Genomic DNA, 21,275 nt, shown 5'->3' with positions numbered 1-21,275 from the left:
AATGCCAACGACCGCCGGAATTATCCGGCGAGGCGCTGAGAGTCAGTGGCGTAGACGTAACCGGAAAAAAGCCTGCGCGCGGTGCGTACGACGGACGCTTGAATTGTCTCACCGTTGACGCCGGTGTAGGACAATACGACATCAATTCCGCCGCTCGGGTGTTCGATACGCACCGCTTCAAGGCGCGGCGTACTGATCCCGCCGAGCATCTGCGCGACGATGCTGCCCTCTATCACGCACGCGGTCGCTAAACCAATCGAGCCCGTAATGGCCAGCGCGCGGTGGCAGCTGTGTGGCATGAAATAGCGAACCTGAATCGTACCGCCGGCTTTCGCAGGCGACACCAGGACCGGCTTGGGAATTACCTTGTTGCTGACATCGCCTAAGCCCATGGCCAAGCCGGCCTGAAGCCGCAGTGTCTCAAGGCGTCGCAGGAAGTCTTTATCAGCGTCCAGTTCCGAAGGGGTCTCATCGCCACGCTTGCCCAGTTGGCTGGCCTCGACGAGCACCATGGGCATCGCCATGTCGATACAGGTCACCGCAATGCCGTCGATGACGTCTTGCGTGTTGCCGGTGGGAAAGAGTTTGCCAGTCTTGCTGCCGGCTGCATCCAGGAAGGTCAATTGCACCGGCGCCGCGGTACCGGGCACGCCATCAATGGCGGTATCACCCTCATAACTGACTTTGCCATTCGGTGTGTACACCTCGGAATGGATGAACGTGCCGGTGTTTACGTTGCGAATACGCACACGAGTGCGCTCTTGGGTAGCTTTGACCAGACCCTGTTCGATGGCGAACGGGCCAACCGCGCACAGCATGTTGCCGCAGTTGGGTGCGCTGTCGACCCGGCGTTGTGAAACCATCACTTGAACGAACAAGTAATCAACGTCCGCATCCGGGTGCAGCGAAGGGCTGACAATCGCAACCTTGCTGGTTTGCGGATTGCCACCGCCAATTCCGTCGATCTCCAGTTCATGGCCGGAGCCCATCAGGTTGAGTAGCAGTTCGTCACGGGCCTCAACGGCTGCGGGCAAGTCCCAGTCGAGAAAAACCGGACCTTTTGAGGTACCACCACGCATCAGCACACAGGGAATTCTTTGCATGACACTGACTCTTGTTGATCAATCGGTGTAATTGATGTTCTTGGAGCAAGAGTCTCAAGCTTTAAAAAATGTTTCAAATGCAAAAATTGAAGCGATTATTGCGTTTTGCGAATGATAAATTTACGCTGAATTTCTTTTTGACGCCTTCTGCTGACGAGATAAGACATGGAATATGAGCTAAACGATATCCGATCATTCGTGAAAATCGCCGAACTTGGGAGCTTTCACGAAGCAGCTGATGCCTTGCACCTGTCTCAACCCGCACTCAGTCGGCGGATAAAAAAGCTGGAAGAGGGGTTGGGCACCGCATTGCTTGATCGCACCACGCGCAAGGTCAGCCTCACGAGCGTCGGCCGTGACTTTCTTCCAAAGGCACGTCGGTTGCTGGACGACTTCGATGAGTCGATTCTCAATATCCGTGAATTGGCCGAACGCCAGATTGGCCGTGTCACCCTGGCGTGCATCCCTACTGCCGCATTCTATTTTTTGCCCTCAGTGATCCGCCTGTATAACGAGCGCTATCCAAAAATACGCATCCGTCTGCTGGATTTGAGTGCCAATGAGGGGCTTGAAGCAGTACTGCGCGGGGAAGCCGACTTCGGTATCAATATGATGAGTGGGCAGCATCCGGACATTGAGTTCGTCCCATTGGTCAGCGAACCTTTTGTATTGGCGTGCCGGCGTGATCATGAATTGGCCGGACGCAGTTCGGTCACCTGGTCTGAATTGAGCGATTACCGTCTTATCGGGGTAGGGCGCCTGAGCGGTAACCGGATGCTGCTCGATCACGCGCTGTCTGGCTTGAGTTGGCGGCCGCAATGGTTCTACGAAGTCCAGCACCTCTCTACTTCGCTGGGGCTGGTGGAGGCTGGACTGGGGGTTTCGGCGATGCCGAGCCTAGCCATGCCGGCGGAAGATCATCCCACTTTGGTCAGCGTCCCGTTGATTGAGCCAGTGGTAAACCGCTCATTGGGCCTGGTCTACCGCCGCGGGGCATCGCTCTCGCCGGCAGCGGAAAAATTCGTCTCGATACTGCTTGAGCAGTGGCCGCAATGAGCCATACGGCGAGTATTTTTTCTCAAACACGACGCGGCTCGCCCTCGGCAATCTTGCGCATCAGGCTCAGGTAGCGACTCGCTGCCAGCCCCAGGGGGCGGTTCTTTACCCAGATGATATCGACCCATAACCGCATCTGACTTGGCATGTAGTCAAACACCACCTCCGTCAATGCACCCGAAGTGATCAAGGGTTGTACCAGCGGCTGTGGAAGATAAGCCCAGCCCAATCCTTGCTGCACCAGGTCCAGCGTTGCCAGGTAATTGTCGCTGTGCCAAATGCGCCGTGACAGCACAACACGTGGATCAGAGTCGGTAGGTCCTCCAGTAGCCACGATGATCTGCCGAACGTTGACCAGTTGCTCTTCACTTAAGGGGCTTTTCTTACCGGCGGCGGCAGGATGATCAGGAGAGGCAACGGCCACCAGCAACTGGCTTCCCGCCTCAAGAAACGTCTCCCGCTCGTCGAGCCCTGGTCGTTCAAATCCAAGCGCCAATTGCACACGTCCCTCATGGAGCATGCGCATCGCCTCCGGATGGGACGCGGAGCGAATCTCGATTTCAAGCGTGGGGAACTCGCTGGCGATAATGGACAGCGGACGATTCCATACGCCTGTTTGCAACTCCGGCGCCATCGCAAGGACCAGGCGCTCCTCCAACCCTTGATGAAGCTGGAGAGCATGGGCGTCCAGCAGGTTTAGCTGGCTGGCGACCTGTCGTGCCTGGGGCTCAAGTGCTTTGGCGGCGGCCGTAGGAATGGCTTTGCGGGTTGATCGGTCAAAAAGCAATAAATCCAGCTCTGCTTCAAGCTGCGACACCGCCATGTTGATGGCCGAGGGTACCCGGCCCAATTTGCGTGCGGCGGCAGAAAAGGAGCCGCTGTCGACAACCGCAAGGAAAACTTTCAGTGACTCACTGGTAAACGCCATGGTGGTTGTCAGATTTTCTGATGATGATCGTCTTTATTTATCAGATTTATTAGCCTAATTTCCACTTCTATTACAAGTTAAGTACGTGGGGAACACCATGTTAAATACTGATTTGAGGGGGCAAGTGGCACTTATCAGTGGTGCCGGAAGTGAAGCGGGTATTGGTATGGCGATCGCACGCAGGCTGGGTGCAGCGGGCGCGAGATTGATCATCACCGCTAGCAGCAACCGCATCGAGGATCGAGTTCAAGAGTTACTCGCAGAAGGGTTTGAAGTTGAAGGCCGGGCAACTGACCTCACCGATGAACGTCAGGTGCGTGAATTCGGCCTATGGGCCGCGTCAGTCTGGGGGCGGGTCGATATTCTGGTGAACAATGCCGGTATGGCCATGCAAGGAAGCCCTGAAGTTTTCTCGGAATTGGCAACGATGGAACTGCATGAGTGGAATCTTTCACTGGCCAGAAACTTAACGACCGCTTTTCTTCTGACACGGGCCGTTTTGCCCGGTATGAGGGCGAGAAGTTACGGGCGCATTGTCAATATCAGTTCCACCACGGGCACCCGAGGGAGCAATCCGGGGGAAGCCGCTTATAGCGCCGCCAAGGCAGCGATGGTGGGCATGAACATGGGGCTTGCGCTTGAAGTCGCCAAGCAGGGGATTACCGTCAACAGCGTGGCCCCCGGCTGGATCACCACGGGCTCAACCACGCCCGCTGAAGCCGAGGCGGGGCGCTTCACCCCGATTGGGCGCGCAGGCAGCCCCCGCGAAGTGGCGGCGGCGGTTGCATTTCTGGCATCGCCTGACGCCAGTTACATCACTGGGGAAGTCCTCGTGGTGGATGGCGGTAACTGTCTGGTCGAGAACAAAGCCCCTCACGGCGATTATTAAGTTTGAATACGCTCCAGCGCGCTCAATCCACGATATTGGGCGGGGGGCTATAACCGAGATTTATAAAAGCGCGATGTATCAAAGAACCGTTGAGTTCTTTGAGCCGTATCCGGCTGTCATTCAGCAACGGACTTTTAATTAAGTTGATAATTAACATAGGGTATTGATCATGTCGAAAAGTGGAATTAGTGAATCAGCGATTGCTGCTTTTACCGCCTCCGAGCGTGCCCGGTTTATAGAAAACAACCCAACTTCACTGGCGCTGGCCGAGCGCGCCAAGGCGAATCTGTTCAACGGTGTGCCCATGCACTGGATGAGCGACTGGTCGATGCCTTCGCCGCTCTTCGTACAGCGTGCAAAAGGTGCGCGCTTCACCGACGTTGACGGGCATGAATACGTAGACTTTTGCCTTGGCGACACCGGCACGATGTTTGGCCATTCACCTGATCCTATTGTCCGCGCCATAACCGAGCAGGCGAATAATGGCTTGACCACGATGCTGCCGGGCGAAGACGCGGTGGTCTGCGGCGAGTTGCTGGCTCGGCGATTCGAGCTGCCTTACTGGCAAGTGACCGCCAATGCGACTGACGCCAACCGGTATGTGCTGCGCTGGGCGCGCGCGATCACCCAGCGCAACGTCTTGCTGGTGTTCGATGGCTGCTACCACGGCACCGTGGATGACGTGATGGTGCGCTACCGCGACGGCAAAACAGTGCACCGTTCAGGTCTTGTCGGCCAAGCCTACGACTTGAGCCAATACAGTCGATCCATCCCCTTCAACGATGTCGCCGCACTGGAGGCGGCGTTAGCCCAGGGCGATGTGTGCGCGCTGATGTGCGAGCCGGCGATGACGAACATTGGCATGGTCCTGCCGGATCCGGGGTTCATGCAAAAGTGCCGTGAGCTGACCCTTAAATATGGCAGCCTGTTGGTCATTGATGAGACCCACACTATTTCCACCGGCCTCGGTGGATGCACTCGCCAGTGGGATTTGAAACCCGACTTTTTCGTGGTGGGTAAACCCATTGCAGGTGGGGTGCCTTGCGCGGTGTTTGGCGTTAGCGAGCCAGTCGCCTCGGCTATGCGCGACGTCCAGAAGACCATCAGCGAGGAGAGCGGCGGGCATGGCCACAGTGGCATGGGAACGACGCTGTCCGCCAATGCCCTGGCGATGCGTTGCATGCGCGTCAGTCTTGAAGAGGTCATGACAGAGTCTGCATACGAGCACATGTTGCCCCTGGCCTCAAGGCTGGCCCAGGGATTTCGAGGGTTGTTCAAGCGGCACCAACTGAACTGGTCTGTCACAGAGTTGGGCGCGCGTTGTGAGTTTCAATTCTGTGCTACCTCGCCAAGAACAGGCGCGCAAGCCGAGGCGGCTTTTCATGACAGCCTTCAAATGGCGCTGCATCTTTATCTCATCAACCGCGGAATCCTGATCACGCCTTTTCACAACATGACCCTGTGCTGTCCGCAAACAAGTGATGCGGATATCGACAGGCTGATCGCTGAGTTGGATAACGCGCTGACCACCCTGCTTGCCCTACCTGGCGCGCGGGTTATCGCTTCATAACTGCACGTCTGAAAACGCCATTGTTCTTAAATACTGCCAGTCGCTTGAATAAGCGCTAAGAGGTTTGACATGCAATTCGCGGATAAAAAAGAGGCCGTAGATTATCTGGCCGCCCACCCTGAAGTGCTGAGCATCGAGTTGTTCCTTATCGACGCGAATGGCGTTCCACGGGGCAAACTGTTGCATCGCGACGAACTGCTGGCGATCTACGAAAATGGTCGGCCATTGCCAAGTTCCATTCTCGCCTTGACCGTGCAGGGTGAAGACGTAGAAGACACAGGCTTGGTCTGGGATGTTGCTGACGCCGATTGTTGGACGTACCCCTTGGCGGGAAGCCTGACCTTGCAACCCTGGCGCACCAACCCCACCGGTCAAGTGCAGGTGAGCATGCACCCGACCCAAGGTATTCCCGCCGCACCAGCGGACCCGCGCCACATACTGGTGAACACCATCGAGCGGCTGAAAGCCGATGGATTCCATCCGGTCATGGCCGTTGAGTTGGAGTTCTACCTGCTGGACCGACAACGCGACGTCAACGGTCGGCCGCAGCCGGCGTTGCAGACCAATGGCGTACGCCCTGTTGCTCCACAGGTCTATGGCGTATACGAGCTGGAGCAGCTTCAACCGTTTCTTGATGACCTCTACGCGGCGTGCGCGCTGCAGGGGTTGCCGGTACGTACGGCGATATCCGAGTACGCGCCAGGCCAGGTCGAGTTGACGCTGGAGCATCGTTTCGACGCACTCCAGGCCATTGATGAAGGCGTACGTTACAAACGCCTGGTCAAGGGGGTGGCCAACAAACATGGGCTGCAAGCGTGCTTCATGGCCAAGCCATTCAGCGATCAGGCCGGCAGCGGTATGCACCTGCACGTCAGCCTGGCCGACGAGCACGGGAATAACCTGTATGCGAGTGAAGACCCACAGGGTACGCCACTGTTGCGGCACTCCATCGGCGGGATGATGGAGACCTTGTTTGACTCGCTGGCGATATTTTGCCCCCATGCCAATTCCTATCGACGCTTCCAGACCGGTAGTTACGCGCCGCTGGCTAAAAGTTGGGGCGTCAACAACCGTACGGTGTCGTTCCGCGTGCCCGGCGGCCCTGCCATCAGTCGGCACATCGAACACCGCATTTGCGGTGCCGATGCCAACCCCTATCTCGCCGCTGCCGCGTTACTGGCGGGTATTCACCACGGCATCACTCATCAAAGCGATCCCGGCGCGGCGATTGTGGGGAATGGCTATGAACAGGCGACCGATTTTCTACCCACCGACTGGCTGACAGCGTTGCAGGCACTGCAACGCTCAACCTGGGCACGTGAGGCGCTGGGCGCTGAATTCCTGAAGGTGTTCCTGGCGATCAAGTGGCGCGAGTTCCGTCAATTCAATGCTGAAGTCGGAGAGCAGGACTGGCGCTGGTACCTCACTCACGCATGAATGTCGACCCGTCGGGACGCCTTGGAACGGACCGCTGAGGCTACCTGACCTTTTTCTTGCGTGGCTGGCGCGTGGCCAAGTGTTCGAAGCAAAAAGAGGCAGTGCCGAACACAGCGATTATGGTCAGCACGATCATGCCTAGGGTTGAGTTTTCCACGATGGGCGTCCTACGTGATGGAGTAGGCGTCCACGGTAGAGTTACGGCGAAAGCGCCTCAATAGACCCGACGCAATCCTTACGACGCCGGGCCCATTATTACGCACTCTTTACGGGGCGTTGCGGCTGTGGCGGTAATCGCTGACGGCCTCGTACACCGCCTTGCGCAAGCGGTTGATACCACCGATAGGGCGGTGTTCTTCCACGCCGAACCACGGGTTGAACGACTGGTTGTCACACGCCAGGTTCTGTTCGGGTGTATCGAAGTCCTGAGCCGGGATTCGCACCTTGGCCACGCTCTCGTAGGGCGCATCGCTTTCTTTCCACTCGATGCTGGTGTCTTCGATCGGCATGAATTTCTGCGGGTTCTGCCGCTGGATCTGCAACACGAAACACGCCGGGACGCGGTCCGTGGACAACTGCTGGCTCAGGGCGCTGCGCAGGAAGTTCGGCAGGTCCTGGTTCTGTTTGGGCAGGACGTATTCCGGGCAGCTCTGCGGGTCTGGCGCCACGCGGAACTTGGCATTCGCCGCGCCGAACTTGTAGGGCGATACCGAGAAATACGTAGTTTGCGTCGGGCTTGCCGGGGCCGGTGCCAGGGTTGCCAGGGCGATAAATAGATGACGCACCTGCCAAGTGCGTGGGTCAGCCTTGGGGAAGAACGCCAAGACTTTTTTGCCATCGGCCTGGGCGCCGATGTTCTGCGCGTATTCCGCCACATCGCTGACAAAGAAGTTCGGATGGCTAAACATCACGAAGTCCTGTTCCGTGCGGGTCTGCTGGTCGGCCAGCAGTTGTTTGCCCGGCACGTCCAACAGCTTGAGCGCCATGCCCCGTGCATCGCGAATGCTGTCGAACTGCGGGTAGGCGTTGCCGTTGGATAACCGCATCATGGCCTGCCAGGTCTTGCCCGGTTCGGCGAATACACCCTGGCGTAATGCCGGGTCGAGATCCGCCAGTACGCTGACTTCGGCCTTCACGCAGCCGTGGGCCTTGGCATGGGCATCGCGCAGGTAGCGCGTGCCTTCGCGGTGCTGGTCAACGATGCGCACTGCCGTCTGGATGATGCCCTGAGTCATCGCGGCTTCACCTGCCGGGACGTGTTCATCCGGCGACACCGGCCCGCTGTGCTGCCAGGCATACCAGGCGGTAGCGGCCAGCCAGCCGAGCAAGCCCAGTCCGACCAGCCACAACAGGGTCTTGCCGAGAAACCTACCAATGCGCAGCCACAGGCGGGCGAGCAGGGACGGTTGGTCGTATCGAGATCGAATCATCATGGCAATTGTTGCTCCAGCGGGCCGCCCAGCACTTTGAGGTATTCCAGCAGCGCCCAGCGTTCCTGCGGCTGCAGGCCACGGCCGATGACGCCTTTGCCACGAGCGCCTGCACGGAATTCGTGGCCGCTGTTGTGGTTGCCGGTAATTTTGGTATCGAACAGAAAAGCATTCTTGAACGCCGCAGTCTCGAAGCCGAGATGGCGAGGGTCGTAGTCGAAGGTGCCTTTATAGAACGTGGTGCTGCGCTCGTCCTGAGGCGAGAGCAATTGGTAGATCGTCGGCACCGAACCGTTATGCAGGAATGGCGGGGTGGCCCACACGCCCGCCAGTGGACGGGCCTTGTAGGCACGCAGCTCGCGCACGCCAATCGGAAGGCCAAAACCATCCAGGCGCGGGCGTTCGGCCGGTGTGACACCGGCGGCGCGGTAAGCGTGGTCTTCGACGAAGGCGGTGACGTACGCCAGGCCCTTGGCCACGGACATTTTTTTCAGGTCCAGGGGTTCGGTTGGCGTCGGGTGTAATTGGACATTCAGCTTGGACAGCTCCGCAGGGTCCCATTGCAGGGCGCTGAGGTCATAGCGCTGGTCTGCGATGTTGGTGGCGGTGCCGGGGTCGGTACCGATGTAGTCCACCGGCAGCATTTTCAGTGTCTGCACAGGGCGGCCACCTTCCTGGCTGACGGTGGGCACGTGGCAGCCGGCGCAGTTCTCGGCGAACAGCGCGCGGCCCTGAGCGGCGAGGGGCTTGTCGATAGGCCCGAACAATTCTTCGGGCCAGGTGGGCGGTTTGAGGCGTTGCAGGGTTTCTTCGATCAGGTGGAGGTCGCGCACTCGTACGCTGGACGGGTAACGCGCATCGCCTTGAAGCGGTTGGCCTGCGCCATCGAAAAACGTCAGGGTCGCCCCCACACCGAGGGCTTCGCCGATATTCCGTGCCATCGGTTGCTGGGCCGAGCCGTTCCATTGCACCCAGTCGAAGGTCCAGATATCCCACAGCTGTGGGTAGTCCACAGGTGCGTTGGCGACGCGATAATTTTCCGGGGATATGGCATCGCCGAAGCTGGCATTGGCAATGCGGCCAAACGCGTCGGTACGGCCCGGCCCTTCTTCGGTGGGGTAGAGGCCGCGGTGTGTATCGTTCCAGGCGACTTTTAGGAACTTGTTCAGCGACTGCTTGAAGTCCTGGCGCAGTTGGCTGTGTTCGGCGTCGTAACGATCACCCAGCACCTGACGGGCGAAGCGTTCGAATTTCCATGGGTTGTAATAAGTCGCTGCAAGGCTGGCGACCAAGGCCTGGCCAAAGCTGCCGCCGCGTAGTGTCGGCACGCTTGAAGGCAGCACATGCTGTGCCGAGCCGCCGTCAATCCGCAGGGCCTGACCCTTGAAGTGCAGCTCGCCGGTGTGGCAGGCGGCGCAGGTGATGTCCAAGTACTCAACGTTGCTGCCCGCGTTTTTATGTCGGGCAAAACCTACCGGCAGGTTGCCGGGGTTTTGCGCGGTGGGCACTTGCTTGGGATCCACAAGGAAACCGAAGCGCGCCAGGTACTCTGGCGTGGCAAAACGTCCCTCGGAGAACGGCAGCTCCAGGGCGGTGAACCAGTCGTAATGCAGGCCTTTTACCTGGGTGCCTTGGGGCGTGAAGTAATAGGTCTGGCGGTCGGCGGCGCTCCATTGATCCTGATAGTGCACCTGCTCCACGGGCACGTAGTTCGGTAGCTTGGGGTTAACGGTGTAATAGAGCACCACGGCCAGTGATAGGACCAGAATGGCGAATATCAGGAGTAAAACACGGGAAAAAATGCGCAAGATAACTATCCTTGTCGAGTTGTAGCGTTGTTATGCCACTACGCCATAAGTGCGGCAAGTGGCCATGAGCCTTATGAGAGGCGGTCCCGCGATCCGTCGCGGACGCCCATCATGAATGAAAATGCTTTTAAACACGTGAACTTATCGGAAGTTTCCTGCTCACATGCCGGTAGCCATTGGTCGTGGCCGCCTGATAAGCTCGCGACTTTATTCGAATGCCCTATTGGCGCATGAACAAGGAAATAGCATGAAACAGCATCGGTTGGCGGCGGCGGTGGCCCTGGTTAGCCTGGTACTTGCGGGTTGTGATTCGCAGACCAGCGTAGAGCTGAAAACCCCGGCGCAAAAAGCTTCCTACGGCATCGGCCTGAACATGGGCAAAAGCCTTGCTCAAGAAGGCATGGATGACCTGGATTCCAAAGCAGTAGCCCAGGGCATCGAAGATGCCGTTGGCAAGAAAGAGCAGAAGCTCAAAGACGACGAACTGGTTGAAGCGTTCGCCGCACTGCAAAAACGTGCTGAAGAACGCATGACCAAAATGAGCGAAGAGTCGGCAACCGCCGGCAAGAAATTCCTCGAAGACAACGCCAAGAAAGACGGCGTCGTCACCACCGCTTCCGGTCTGCAGTATAAGATCATCAAGAAAGCTGACGGCGCACAGCCTAAGCCGACTGACGTGGTGACTGTTCACTACACCGGTAAACTCACCAACGGCACCACCTTTGACAGCTCCGTGGATCGCGGCAGCCCGATTGACCTGCCGGTCAGCGGCGTGATCCCAGGTTGGGTCGAAGGCCTGCAACTGATGCACGTCGGCGAGAAGGTCGAGTTGTACATCCCGTCCGACCTGGCCTACGGCGCCCAGAGCCCAAGCCCGGCGATTCCAGCCAACTCCGTGCTGGTATTCGACCTGGAACTGCTGGCCATCAAGGACCCAGCCAAGGCTGAAGCTCCTGACGCACCAGCCGCCAAGAAGTAATAGGCGCCTGAACACACAACGCCCCGTCTCGACGGGGCGTTGTTGTTTCTGAAGCACTTACATTGCGGTTTGGGCAAATCCAAACGAACATCCCTGGCCAGTGGCAGTCTGATATAAGGCTAAGGCAGCACTAGCCGCACACAACCGCCAAGTCAATGAAATCTTGGGTTTTTTTGATGTGCGCAAAAAACGCCCGATCTGACTGAAAGCCTTTTAAACCGTGGCTTTCAGCCAGTAAAACAGGCTCTGTTCACAAGGTTATCCACAATTTGTGTGGATAACCTTTCTGTTTGATGGAACTGGAGTGACAGATGAAACCACCCTTCAATTTCACCCGTTTCCTACCCATGGCTGCACGCTTGCTGGGCCGTGGGCGCCTGCCGACCCTGCTGTTCGCGGTGGCCGCCAAGGGGTCAAGCCAGGGCAATCGCCTGGGCAAGCTCAAGGATGATTTCAAACTGCTCCAGGCCCTGTGCCTCGCGTACTGGCGGGGAGAGTATCGGGCGATCAGCCCCAAGGCGCTTATCTCGGTGGTAGCGGGGCTGATGTATTTCCTCAGCCCGATTGATGCGATTCCGGACTTTATCCCGATGTTCGGCATGCTCGATGACATCGCCGTACTTGCGTGGGTCATGAAGACCCTAGAGGGCGAACTGAGCGCTTTTCGCGCCTGGCGTGACGCGCAGCGCCCGGAAAAGCTCGCGGTGGTTGAGCGTTTGCCTGCGACCCCGGCCTTGCTGGCCAAGGAAAACCCGCAAAAAAACGGATGAGGCAGCTATCCCCTGCGACCTTTGTGGCTGTTAGGATTACACTCCTAAGGAAAGAGCTTACTCAGTAAGTGCAGTTATCCTACGGGGCAGTCATGGATATTCAGATAATTTCACGCAATGGCGAACCCGAGTACGCGGTGTTGCCATGGGATCAGTACCAGGCGCTGCTAAAAGCTGCCGGTCAGCAACAGCCTTCACCGCCTCATTCTCCTACTGTCCAAGCCGCACCTGACCAGGACTTGCGCCCGCTCGCAGACCTGCGCGGTTTGCGTGAAACCAAGGGCCTGGCGATTGAAGTGCTGGCCCGCACCGTGGGCATCAGCCCGTCGTATCTCGGATTGATCGAAAGTGGTGAACGTCAGCCGGATGCCGCGATACGACGCAGCCTGGCCTGGGAATTAGGCGTTGCAGGTTGGAGGGATGAATCTTGAGCCTACGTATCAGCCGTCAGCATTGGGATGGGTTACTCAACGAACTGGACCAGGCGCGCCGCCAGCGCCATCTGTTGACTTACCGCGCGCTGCTGGAGCGCCTGCAGTTTCCGACGCCAGCAATGCAAACCCTGGCCGCTGCTCTGGAGCACCTAGCGGCACTGGACGCCAAGGCTGAGCAACCGTTGCGCAGTTCCCTGGTGATCAGCCAGGGCGCCAGCCGCCTGCCGCGTACCGGCTTCTTTGAATGCGTGGAGCGCCTCGGGCGCTTCAGCGGGCCCTCCGATGGCGTGGCCGCGGCGTCCTGGCATGCCTCCGAAGTGGTGCGGGTGTTCGAATACGAGTATCCGGAGTCGGCCGAGGCCTAAAGCGTCTGGGGCAACATGTCCATGCTGTCGATCACATGGATGCTGTAACCAGCCACATCCTTGGCATGGTGCTTGGCCTGCGACGCCAATTCCGCCAACTGGCTGGCATCGAGTTGTCCACAGGCCTGTGGATACAAATGCACCACTCCAATCGACAACGATAGCAGCGCAAATTCCTGGCGCACGCCCTGACGGTTCAGTGCCACAAAGCAACCAGCGTCGAGATGCTCGGCGCGGTAGAAACGCCGGCATTGGGTATGGAAGTCATCCAGCAACTGGTTGAGCCGCTTGCGCCATTCCTGAGGCCCCAGCACCAGCAAAAAATCATCGCCGCCGATATGCCCGACGAAGTCGCGGCTGGGGTCGACCCGGTCGTTCAAGCACTGCGCCAGGCACAGCAACACCTCATCCCCACGCCCGTAGCCGTAGATGTCATTGAACGGTTTGAAGCTGTCGATATCCACGTAGCAGATCACTGACTCGCGCTGTTGCTGCAACAGCCGTGTCAGGCACTGCTGGATCGGTACATTGCCGGGCAGCAGCGTCAGCGGGTTGGCGTAGCGGGCTTGTTGGATTTTCAACTCGGTGATCAGCTTAAGCACATCGATCACTCGACCCAGGCCCAGGTAATCGCCATTGAGCGTGATGATGAAGTCTTCCTCGATACGTTGCCTTGCGCGGCTGGTCAGCAAGCGGCTGACCTGCTGCAGTGACTGGCTCAGCTCCACCGCCAGAAAGTCAGCGCTCATCAAGCGGCTGATGGGTTTGCGAGCGAACAGGTCAGTGGCAAACGGCTTGAGCAGCGCGTCGGACAGCGAATGCCGATGGACGATGCCAACGGGGTGCCCACGCTCATCCAGCACCGCCAGGGAGTTGAGGTTGGCCTGGCGGCGGAATGCTTCCAGCACCTTGGCCGTGGCGGTGCCTTGATCCACTGCCGGTTGCTCATTGAGCAGGGCGCTGAGGTCGCTGCCTTCGTCGTTGAGCGTCACCGTGGTCTGGTCCAGCTTGGGCAACATCAGCCGTGCTTCTTGTGGCGGTTGTTCCTGTGGACGGCAGAGCAGGTAACCCTGCACCAGATCGACGCCCATCTCAGTCAACACCGCCAGCTCTTCCGGCAATTCAATACCTTCGGCGATGACCTGGGCACGGGAGGCCCTGGCGATTTGCAGGATCGAACCGACAAACTCGCGCTTGAGTGCATCCTGATGAATGCCGTCGATGAAGTGCCGGTCGATTTTCACGTAGTCCGGACGCAACTCCGACCATAAGCGCAGGCTGGAATAGCCGGCACCCAGATCATCCAAGGCAATTGAAAAGCCCATGTTGCGGTAATGGTGCAGGGCGGTTTGCAACAGGTCGAAATCGTCGGTGGGGGTTTGCTCGGTGAGTTCGATCACCACTTGGCTCGGCGGAATGCCGAAGTCGCGCAGCAGTTGCAGGGTGCGTCCCGGTTGGTGCGCCGTTTCCATCAAGGATTCCGGCGAGATATTCAGGAACAGCTTGCCTGGAAGCTTTTGATCGCTGAAGCGTCGGCACGCGCTTTCGCGGCATGCCATTTCCAATTCGCTGAGGCGCCCGGTTTGCCTGGCCACCGAGAAAAGCGCAACGGGGGAGTGCAGAGGGCTGTTGGACGGGCCACGACTAAGGGCTTCGTATCCGAGGATGCGCCGTTCGGACAGGCAGATGATCGGTTGGAACAGGCTGTGCAAACTGCGTTGAGCCAGGATAGAGCCCAATGCATTCAGCTGTTCGGTCATGGTCATGGTGATCTCGATCGAAAAAAAAGGACCGCAGGCGATGAGCCTGCGGTCCTTCATTTCACGACAGAATGATGTCTATATGATGACACTCTGGGGAGCGATCACGTTAAATCGCCATCATTTACTGCTTGGCTACCTGCTTGGTGATTTTCAGGTAGTCCAGCAGGATCCGGCCTGTCTCGGCCAGGTACGCATCGTCTTCCGGCTTGGTTTTATCCGCTTCGGTCGGCAGCGCGTCTTCGTCTTCTTTCTTCAGCTCCTTGAGTGGTTCTTCGCCCTTGGCCTTGCGGCGGACGTTCTCCAGCACAAGCTGCTTGTTTTCGATATCGCTGTGCTGCGCGCGACGGTCCACTTCATTGAGGCTGACGGTTTTTTCTTCCATCAACTTCTTGGCCAGGGCCAGCTTGTCGCGGATGAACACAAACTCGGCATCCATGGCGGAGCGGGTATCGTGGTCAGCTTTCAACTGTGCCAGGAACGGCTTGAATGGATCCGTAGCAGGCTTGATCGCTGGCCGGATGGTGTCCCACGGCATGGCTTCCGGCAGAGCGCTTTCGCCGATTTCCTTGGTGTCGATGATCGACGGGAAATCGATGTCCGGCAGCACGCCCTGATGCTGGGTGCTCTGCCCGGAAACCCGGTAGAACTTGGCCAACGTCAGCTTGAGCTCGCCATGGTTCAGCGGCTGGATCGTCTGCACGGTGCCTTTGCCGAAGGTCTGGCCGCCGATGATCAACGCGCGGTGATAGTCCTGCATGGCGCCGGCGAAAATTTCCGAGGCAGAGGCTGAGAGGCGGTTGACCAGCAGCGCCATCGGGCCTTTGTAGAAGGCGCCCGGGTTCTCGTCTTCAAGCACGTCCACACGGCCGTCAGCGTTGCGCACCAACACGGTCGGACCTTTGTCGATAAACAGGCTGGTCAGCTCGGTGGCTTCCTGCAGGGAGCCGCCGCCGTTGTTGCGCAGGTCGATGACCACGCCGTCGACTTTTTCCTTCTGCAGTTCAGTCAGGATTTTCTTCACGTCGCGAGTGGTGGACTTGTAGTCCGGGTCGCCAGCGCGGAAGGCCTTGAAGTCCAGGTAGAAGGCCGGGATTTCAATCACGCCCAGTTTGTAGTCCTTGCCATCCTGCTTGAGGTTGAGGACTTTCTTCTGCACCGCCTGGTCTTCGAGCTTCACCGCTTCACGGGTGATGGACACGATCTTGCTGGTCTGGTCGTTTGGCGCATTGGTGTGCGGAATCACCTCCAGGCGCACCACGCTGCCTTTCGGCCCACGGATCAGCTTGACCACTTCGTCCAGGCGCCAGCCGACCACATCGACCATCTCTTTGTCGGCCTGGGCCACACCGATGATCTTGTCCGCCGGAGCGACCTGCTTGGTCTTGTCTGCCGGACCGGCCGGCACCAGACGCACGATCTTCACTTGGTCATTGTCGCTTTGCAGGACGGCACCAATGCCTTCCAACGACAGACTCATATTGATATCGAAATTTTCCGCGTTATCTGGCGACAGATAATTGGTGTGCGGGTCGTAGGACATCGCGAAGGTGTTGATGTAGGCCTGGAAGATATCTTCTGCACGGGTCTGGTCCAGACGCGCCAACTGATTCTTGTAGCGCTTGGTCAACAGCTCCTGAATGGCCTTGGGCTCTTTGCCGGCGATCTTCAGGCGCAGCACTTCGTCCTTGACGCGTTTGCGCCACAGGTCATCGAGGGCGGCGGTGCTGGTCAGCCAAGGGGCGTCCTTGCGATCCACCAGAAGGGTTTCCTTCTGGGTGAAGTCGAGCTTGTCGACGCCTTTGTTCAGCTCAGCCAAGGCGAAATCCAGACGCGCTTTGACGCGGTCCAGGTAGCGCTTGTAGATGGTGAAGCCGGGCTGCAGGTCGCCGCTCTTGAGGAAATCGTCGAACTGGCTCTTCCACTTGTCGAACTCAGCGATATCGCTGGCCAGGAAGTAGCTGCGCGACGGATCCAGCAGCTTGAGGTAGCTGTCGTAGATGATCACCGAGCGAGCGTCGTCCAGCGGCGGCTTGCTGTAGTGATGGCGCTTAAGCAACTCGACCACGTTAAGGCTGGCAATCACCTCATCGCGATCCGGTTGAAGGTTGTCCCAGCTGTTGGCTGCGAACGTATTGGTCGACATCGACGCGAAGCCGAGACCAATGAAAAGAGCGAGGGCGGTGCTGGGGAACAGATGCTTCATGCTGATTCGACGCGGGGGCAATTGATAACGCATATTAGGCCGTCTTTGAAGTTGCCGGTTCCATAGGGGCCGGTCGCATAATGCAAAAAGCCCGCGCTACTGCTACGGGCTCAGTCCCGACTCACTATGGAGGCACTGTGAAAGCATTGCAAGGCGTTGAAGGTCATGTGGAGTGGTTGGACGAACCAAGTCCTACATGTGACGTAGGCCAAGTTCGCATTCGCGTGGCGGCTGCGGGTCTTAATCGCGCCGATTTATTACAGCGTGCCGGGCTCTATCCGCCACCCCCTGGCGCCAGCTCTGTGCTGGGCCTGGAATGTTCCGGGGTGATCAGCGAAGTGGGGCCTGGTTCCTCGTGGCAAGTGGGGGATCGAGTCTGTGCGTTGCTCGCCGGCGGTGGCATGGCCGAAGAGGTGGTGGTAGATGCTCGGCATGTGCTGCCGGTGCCGGAAGGTCTGTCGTTGATTGAAGCGGCGGCCTTGCCTGAGGTGTACAGCACCGCATGGCTCAATCTGTTCCAACTGGCGGGCCTCAAGCCCGGTGAGAAAGTGCTGCTGCATGCCGGTGCCAGTGGCGTGGGCTCGGCGGCGATCCAACTGTGCAAGGCGTTTGGCAGCCCGTGCTGGGTCAGCGTCGGCTCGGCGCAACGCCTGGCCTACTGTGAAGACCTGGGCGCCCAGGGCGGCGTGGTACGTACCGATGGGATCGAAGGGCTGCGGGATTTCGGGCCGTTTGATGTGATCCTTGACCCGGTCGGCGGCAGCTATGCGGCGCTGGATCTGAAGCTGCTGGCGCTGGACGGCCGTTGGGTGTTGATCGGTTTGATGGGCGGTCGCGAGGCGCAGTTGGACCTGGCCCAAGTGCTGGGCAAGCGTATCCAGTTGTTGGGCTCGACCCTGCGCAGCCGTGACGATCAGTTCAAGGCAGACCTGTTCAGTGACTTGAGCCAGCATGTCTGGCCGTTGTTTGCCGAAGGGCGCTTGAGCCCGCAGTTGGCCAAGACCTTCCCAATCAAGGATGCCGAGGCGGCGTTTGCTGAGCTTGCGACTAACCAGATTTCAGGGAAGTTGGTGTTGGTGATCGACGAAAGCGTGACCTGACCTTGAATTGAAATGCGACCAAATGGGGAGGGGGCTTGCTCCCGATAACCGTGTGTCAGTGAAGAATATTTCATCTGACCCACCGGCATCGGGAGCAAGCCCCCTCCACATTCGCCTGATTGGATTTCAATTCAAGATAGGGCGTGTCAGATCCAATGGTGGATTGGCCAACCAGCCTTCTCTGCATGCTCGCGCAGCACCGGATCCGGGTTCACCACCTGCGGGTGATCCACCTTCAGCAGCAACGGCAGATCATTGCGCGAATCCGAATAGAAGTACGCGCCATCCAATGTCTCACGTTCCTGCTCCAGCCAATCCAGCAATCGCGTGATCTTGCCTTCGCGGTAGGTGAGTACACCCACGGTACGGCCGCTGTACACGCCATGGCTCACGTCCAGATCAATCCCCAACACCTCATCAATACCGATTCGCGCCGCAATCGGTTTCACCAAATGCGTTCCCGATGCCGAAATCACCAAAATCCGGTCGCCATTCGCACGATGCCTGGCGATGGTCTTGGTGGCCTCGCTGTAGATCAGCGGTTCAATCACGTCCTCCACCCACGGCTCGACCAGATGATCGATCTCTTCCGGGGTGCGGCCGATCATTGGCTCCAGGCTGAAGTCCATGAAGTCCTCCATGGCCAGTTCGCCGCGGCTGTAGGCGTCCATCAGTTCGTTGTTCCTGCGCATAAACGACTCGGGGTCGACCCATCCCAGGCGGCCCATCTGCTCGCTCCACAGGGTGGCGCAGTCGCCGTGGATCAGGGTGTCGTCCAGATCAAAAATTACCAATGCCATCCGTCACGCTCTCTTTGTAAATCGTTGCATCAGGCTACTTCACACAGCGCACTGGGGTCGATGGAAAGTGCCAGGCGTTGACCATCCGGGTGAAGATCGTCCGCCGAGCGGTTGAGCACATCGACGACCAGTTCCACGCCGCGCGCTTCGATGCGGTAGCGGATCACGTTGCCCAGCAGGCTGTGGCTGCGCACCAGTGCATCCAGTTCGCCGCTGCGGCTCAGTTCGATGGCTTCGGGGCGAATCGCGATGCGCCCACTGATCGGGCGTTGCAGTAATTGGCTGGCCTTGTCGGCGTCGAGCAGGTTGTAGTTGCCGATAAAACCGGCGGCGAACACGTCAACTGGCGCCGTGTAGAGGGTCTCGGCATCGCCGCTTTGAACGATCTTGCCCTGGTTCATCAGGAAGATGCGGTCGGACATGGTCAGGGCTTCTTCCTGATCATGGGTCACGAAAATTGTGGTCAGCCCCAGTTCGCGCTGGATCTGGCGAATCTGCTCACGCAGGTGCTTGCGAATGCGTGCATCCAGCGCCGAGAGCGGCTCATCCAGCAGCAGCAGGCGTGGGCGTGTCACCAGGGAGCGGGCGAGGGCCACGCGCTGGCACTGGCCGCCAGACATCTGGTGCGGGTAGCGCCCGGCCAGGTCTTTGAGCTCTACCAGTTGCAGTACTTCCTGCACGCGCTTGTGGCTGTCGTCGGCGTTGACCTTTTGCATGCGCAGACCAAAGGCGACGTTCTGTTCCACGGTCATGTTGGGGAACAGCGCGTAGCTCTGGAAGACCATGCCGATGTTTCTTTTCTGCGGGCTCAGCGGAACGATGTCCTGGCCATCGAGCAGAATTTTCCCACTGTCCACCGAGGTCAGACCGGCAATGCAGCGCAGCAGCGTGGACTTGCCGCACCCGGACGGGCCGAGCAGGGTGACGAACTCGCCTTTGGCAATTTCGCAGTTGATATCGCTAAACACGGGCGTACCGGAGTAGCCCTTTTGCAAGTGTTGGACGCTGACGAAGCTCATTGGCTTTTGTCCTTGTTCAAGATATTGGCGGCCCAGGTCAGCACCAGCACAAAGAAGAAATAGGAAATGACCACGGCACTGGTGAAGTGTCCGCTGCTGTTGCGCATGTTGTTGAGGTACACCTGCAGGGTCTCGTAGCGGGTGCCCACCAGGATGTTGGCGAACACGAATTCGCCGAACAGGAACGAGAACGACAGCAGCAGCGCCACCATCAAGCCTTTGCGCAGGTTGGGCAGCACGACGAAGATCGCCGCTTGCCAAGTGCTGGCGCCCAGCAGTTGGGAGGCGTCCATCAGGTCGCGCAAGTTGATGGCTTGCAGGTTGTTGGTGATCGCCCGGTACATGAACGGCAGCGCCACGGTGAAGTAGCAGCCGATCAAAATCCATGGCGTGCCCACCATTGCCAACGGCCCGGAACCATAGAGTTGCAGCAGGCCCACCGATGACACCACTGGCGGCACCGCGAAGGGCAGCAGGATCAGGATGTTCATCAGCGCGTCGAGCTTGGGAAAGTGGTAATGCACCACGAACAGCAGCGGCAGAATGAGCACCACCGACAGGATCAACGCGCCCACGCACACTAGCAGCGACTGCCCGAAGGCCATCAGAAAGCGCGGGTCGCTCCAGAGCTGCACGTACCACTTCACGGTGAAGCCCGCCGGCAGGATGGTTGCCGACCAACTACTGGCAATCGAGTAAACGAACGTGCCCACCAACGGCAATACCAGGATTGCAAAGAGCAGGTACACCACCACGCGGTGGTAGAGGGAGGCCGGGCCGGCTTCAGCGCGAGACATGGTAGCTCCTCTTGAGCAGCAGTTGATGGACCACGGTGATCACGGTCATCAGCGCCACCAGCACAACGGCCAAGGCGCTGGCCATGTTCGGATCGAGGGACACATCGCCGGAGACCAGGCCCGCGATACGGATTGGCAGCACGTTGAAGTTGCCGGTGGTCAAGGCGTAGACCGTGGCGTAGGCGCCCAAGGCATTGGCGAGCAGGATCACGAAGGTGCCCAGCAGCGCAGGCGTCAGCACCGGTAAACCGATGTGCCGCCAGAACTGCCAGCCATTCGCGCCGAGCAACGACGCGGACTCACGCCAGTCTTCACGCAGCGCATCGAAGGCCGGGTACAGCAGCAACACGCCGAGGGGGATCTGGAAGTAGGTGTAGAGGATGATCAGCCCGGTCTTGGAATACAGGTTGAAGTCCTGAATGATCCCGGCCTGCTTGAGCATGAGAGTGATGCTGCCGTTGAACCCCAGCAAAATGATGAACGCGAACGCCAGGGGGACGCCGGCGAAGTTGCTCGTCATGTTGGCGAAGGCGGTAACGAAGTTGCGCAGCGGCCCATCGACGCGGCGTAGCGAATAACTGCCGAGAGTGGCGATGATGATGCCGAAAATGCTGGAGTAAAAACTGATCTCCAGGCTGAACTGGATCGCTTGCCGGTAGAACTTCGAGCTGAAGATCCGGGTGAAGTTTTCCAGGCCCCAGCCGGCCTCTTCGGTTTGCAGGCTGTTGATCAGCACCCACACCAGCGGGGCGATCTCGAACACGATAAAGAACAGCGTGAAAGGCACCAGGCACAGCAATGCCAGCCATTTGCCGCGAGTCATG

19 protein-coding genes are annotated in these 21,275 nt (G+C 58.7%); 9 read left to right on the top strand and 10 right to left on the bottom strand.

The window, feature by feature from the left end; all coding sequences use genetic code 11:
- Positions 1–20 precede the first annotated feature (20 nt).
- Positions 21–1,103: a 4-oxalomesaconate tautomerase gene (locus tag AOA61_RS27670; RefSeq protein ID WP_099603156.1), complete on the bottom strand. Its 1,083-nt coding sequence runs from the start codon at positions 1,101–1,103 to the stop codon at positions 21–23.
- A 165-nt stretch (positions 1,104–1,268) separates the two neighbouring features.
- On the opposite strand from AOA61_RS27670, the gene AOA61_RS27665 reads away from it, so the two are divergent.
- Positions 1,269–2,159 carry a LysR family transcriptional regulator gene (locus tag AOA61_RS27665; RefSeq protein ID WP_032885988.1) on the top strand — a complete coding sequence of 297 codons (891 nt, stop codon included), beginning with the start codon at positions 1,269–1,271 and terminating at the stop codon, positions 2,157–2,159.
- A gap of 22 nt (positions 2,160–2,181) precedes the next feature.
- Here AOA61_RS27665 and AOA61_RS27660 read toward each other — a convergent pair whose 3' ends face one another.
- Positions 2,182–3,087: a LysR family transcriptional regulator gene (locus AOA61_RS27660; protein WP_032885989.1), complete on the bottom strand. Its 906-nt coding sequence runs from the start codon at positions 3,085–3,087 to the stop codon at positions 2,182–2,184.
- Between the two features lie 97 nt (positions 3,088–3,184).
- Here AOA61_RS27660 and AOA61_RS27655 point away from each other — a divergent pair, with 97 nt between their 5' ends.
- From AOA61_RS27655 to AOA61_RS27645, 3 genes are all read left to right on the top strand, one after another.
- On the top strand, positions 3,185–3,976 hold the full coding sequence (locus AOA61_RS27655; protein WP_099603155.1) for an SDR family NAD(P)-dependent oxidoreductase: 792 nt from the start codon (positions 3,185–3,187) through the stop codon (positions 3,974–3,976).
- A 169-nt stretch (positions 3,977–4,145) separates the two neighbouring features.
- Positions 4,146–5,546, top strand: a complete 1,401-nt coding sequence (locus AOA61_RS27650) for an aspartate aminotransferase family protein (RefSeq protein ID WP_099603154.1) — start codon at positions 4,146–4,148, stop codon at positions 5,544–5,546.
- A gap of 69 nt (positions 5,547–5,615) precedes the next feature.
- Complete coding sequence (locus tag AOA61_RS27645) at positions 5,616–6,983, top strand: glutamine synthetase family protein (protein ID WP_099603153.1); 1,368 nt, start codon at positions 5,616–5,618, stop codon at positions 6,981–6,983.
- Between the two features lie 266 nt (positions 6,984–7,249).
- On the opposite strand, the gene AOA61_RS27640 is transcribed toward AOA61_RS27645, so the two are convergent.
- The gene (locus AOA61_RS27640; protein WP_032885993.1) at positions 7,250–8,416 is read right to left on the bottom strand and encodes a catalase family protein; all 1,167 of its coding nucleotides are present in this window, start codon (positions 8,414–8,416) and stop codon (positions 7,250–7,252) included.
- Positions 8,413–10,221 (bottom strand): di-heme-cytochrome C peroxidase, encoded by a 1,809-nt coding sequence (locus AOA61_RS27635; RefSeq protein ID WP_032885994.1) that lies wholly within the window; start codon positions 10,219–10,221, stop codon positions 8,413–8,415. The genes AOA61_RS27640 and AOA61_RS27635 overlap by 4 nt, the downstream gene beginning before the upstream one ends.
- Before the next feature lie 247 nt (positions 10,222–10,468).
- On the opposite strand from AOA61_RS27635, the gene AOA61_RS27630 reads away from it, so the two are divergent.
- The 4 genes from AOA61_RS27630 to AOA61_RS27615 all read left to right on the top strand — a co-directional run bounded on the left by AOA61_RS27630 (position 10,469) and on the right by AOA61_RS27615 (position 12,769).
- A complete protein-coding gene (locus tag AOA61_RS27630) occupies positions 10,469–11,200 on the top strand; it encodes an FKBP-type peptidyl-prolyl cis-trans isomerase (RefSeq protein WP_032885995.1) in 732 nt (243 codons plus the stop codon).
- Positions 11,201–11,511: 311 nt separating this feature from the next.
- Positions 11,512–11,970, top strand: coding sequence for a YkvA family protein (locus tag AOA61_RS27625; RefSeq protein WP_010211619.1), 459 nt, complete (start codon positions 11,512–11,514; stop codon positions 11,968–11,970).
- A 92-nt stretch (positions 11,971–12,062) separates the two neighbouring features.
- Complete coding sequence (locus tag AOA61_RS27620; protein WP_099603161.1) at positions 12,063–12,401, top strand: helix-turn-helix transcriptional regulator; 339 nt, start codon at positions 12,063–12,065, stop codon at positions 12,399–12,401.
- A complete protein-coding gene (locus tag AOA61_RS27615; RefSeq protein WP_005786715.1) occupies positions 12,398–12,769 on the top strand; it encodes a hypothetical protein in 372 nt (123 codons plus the stop codon). Before AOA61_RS27620 ends, AOA61_RS27615 begins: the two co-directional genes overlap by 4 nt.
- On the opposite strand, the gene AOA61_RS27610 is transcribed toward AOA61_RS27615, so the two are convergent.
- Positions 12,766–14,535: a bifunctional diguanylate cyclase/phosphodiesterase gene (locus AOA61_RS27610; protein WP_099603160.1), complete on the bottom strand. Its 1,770-nt coding sequence runs from the start codon at positions 14,533–14,535 to the stop codon at positions 12,766–12,768. The two genes, AOA61_RS27615 and AOA61_RS27610, sit on opposite strands and share 4 nt — an antisense overlap.
- A 118-nt stretch (positions 14,536–14,653) precedes the next feature.
- Entirely contained in the window at positions 14,654–16,735 is a 2,082-nt protein-coding gene (locus AOA61_RS27605; RefSeq protein ID WP_177326425.1) for a carboxy terminal-processing peptidase, read from the bottom strand.
- Between the two features lie 137 nt (positions 16,736–16,872).
- On the opposite strand from AOA61_RS27605, the gene AOA61_RS27600 reads away from it, so the two are divergent.
- Complete coding sequence (locus tag AOA61_RS27600; RefSeq protein ID WP_099603152.1) at positions 16,873–17,835, top strand: zinc-binding dehydrogenase; 963 nt, start codon at positions 16,873–16,875, stop codon at positions 17,833–17,835.
- Positions 17,836–17,981: 146 nt separating this feature from the next.
- On the opposite strand, the gene AOA61_RS27595 is transcribed toward AOA61_RS27600, so the two are convergent.
- Genes AOA61_RS27595 through AOA61_RS27580 form a run of 4 tightly spaced genes read right to left on the bottom strand, consistent with a single transcriptional unit; the run spans position 17,982 to position 21,274 of the window.
- Entirely contained in the window at positions 17,982–18,635 is a 654-nt protein-coding gene (locus AOA61_RS27595) for an HAD family phosphatase (protein ID WP_032886000.1), read from the bottom strand.
- Positions 18,636–18,664: 29 nt separating this feature from the next.
- Entirely contained in the window at positions 18,665–19,654 is a 990-nt protein-coding gene (locus tag AOA61_RS27590; RefSeq protein ID WP_032886002.1) for an ABC transporter ATP-binding protein, read from the bottom strand.
- A complete protein-coding gene (locus AOA61_RS27585) occupies positions 19,651–20,451 on the bottom strand; it encodes an ABC transporter permease (protein ID WP_032886004.1) in 801 nt (266 codons plus the stop codon). Before AOA61_RS27585 ends, AOA61_RS27590 begins: the two co-directional genes overlap by 4 nt.
- Positions 20,438–21,274 carry an ABC transporter permease subunit gene (locus AOA61_RS27580; RefSeq protein WP_164444784.1) on the bottom strand — a complete coding sequence of 279 codons (837 nt, stop codon included), beginning with the start codon at positions 21,272–21,274 and terminating at the stop codon, positions 20,438–20,440. The genes AOA61_RS27585 and AOA61_RS27580 overlap by 14 nt, the downstream gene beginning before the upstream one ends.
- Position 21,275 lies beyond the last annotated feature (1 nt).

Origin of the sequence: Pseudomonas sp. 2995-1, assembly GCF_002742505.1 — a bacterium.
GTDB lineage: Bacteria > Pseudomonadota > Gammaproteobacteria > Pseudomonadales > Pseudomonadaceae > Aquipseudomonas > Aquipseudomonas sivasensis.
Note: the sequence above shows the minus strand (reverse complement) of the source record. Positions and strands in the feature narration are given on the sequence as shown.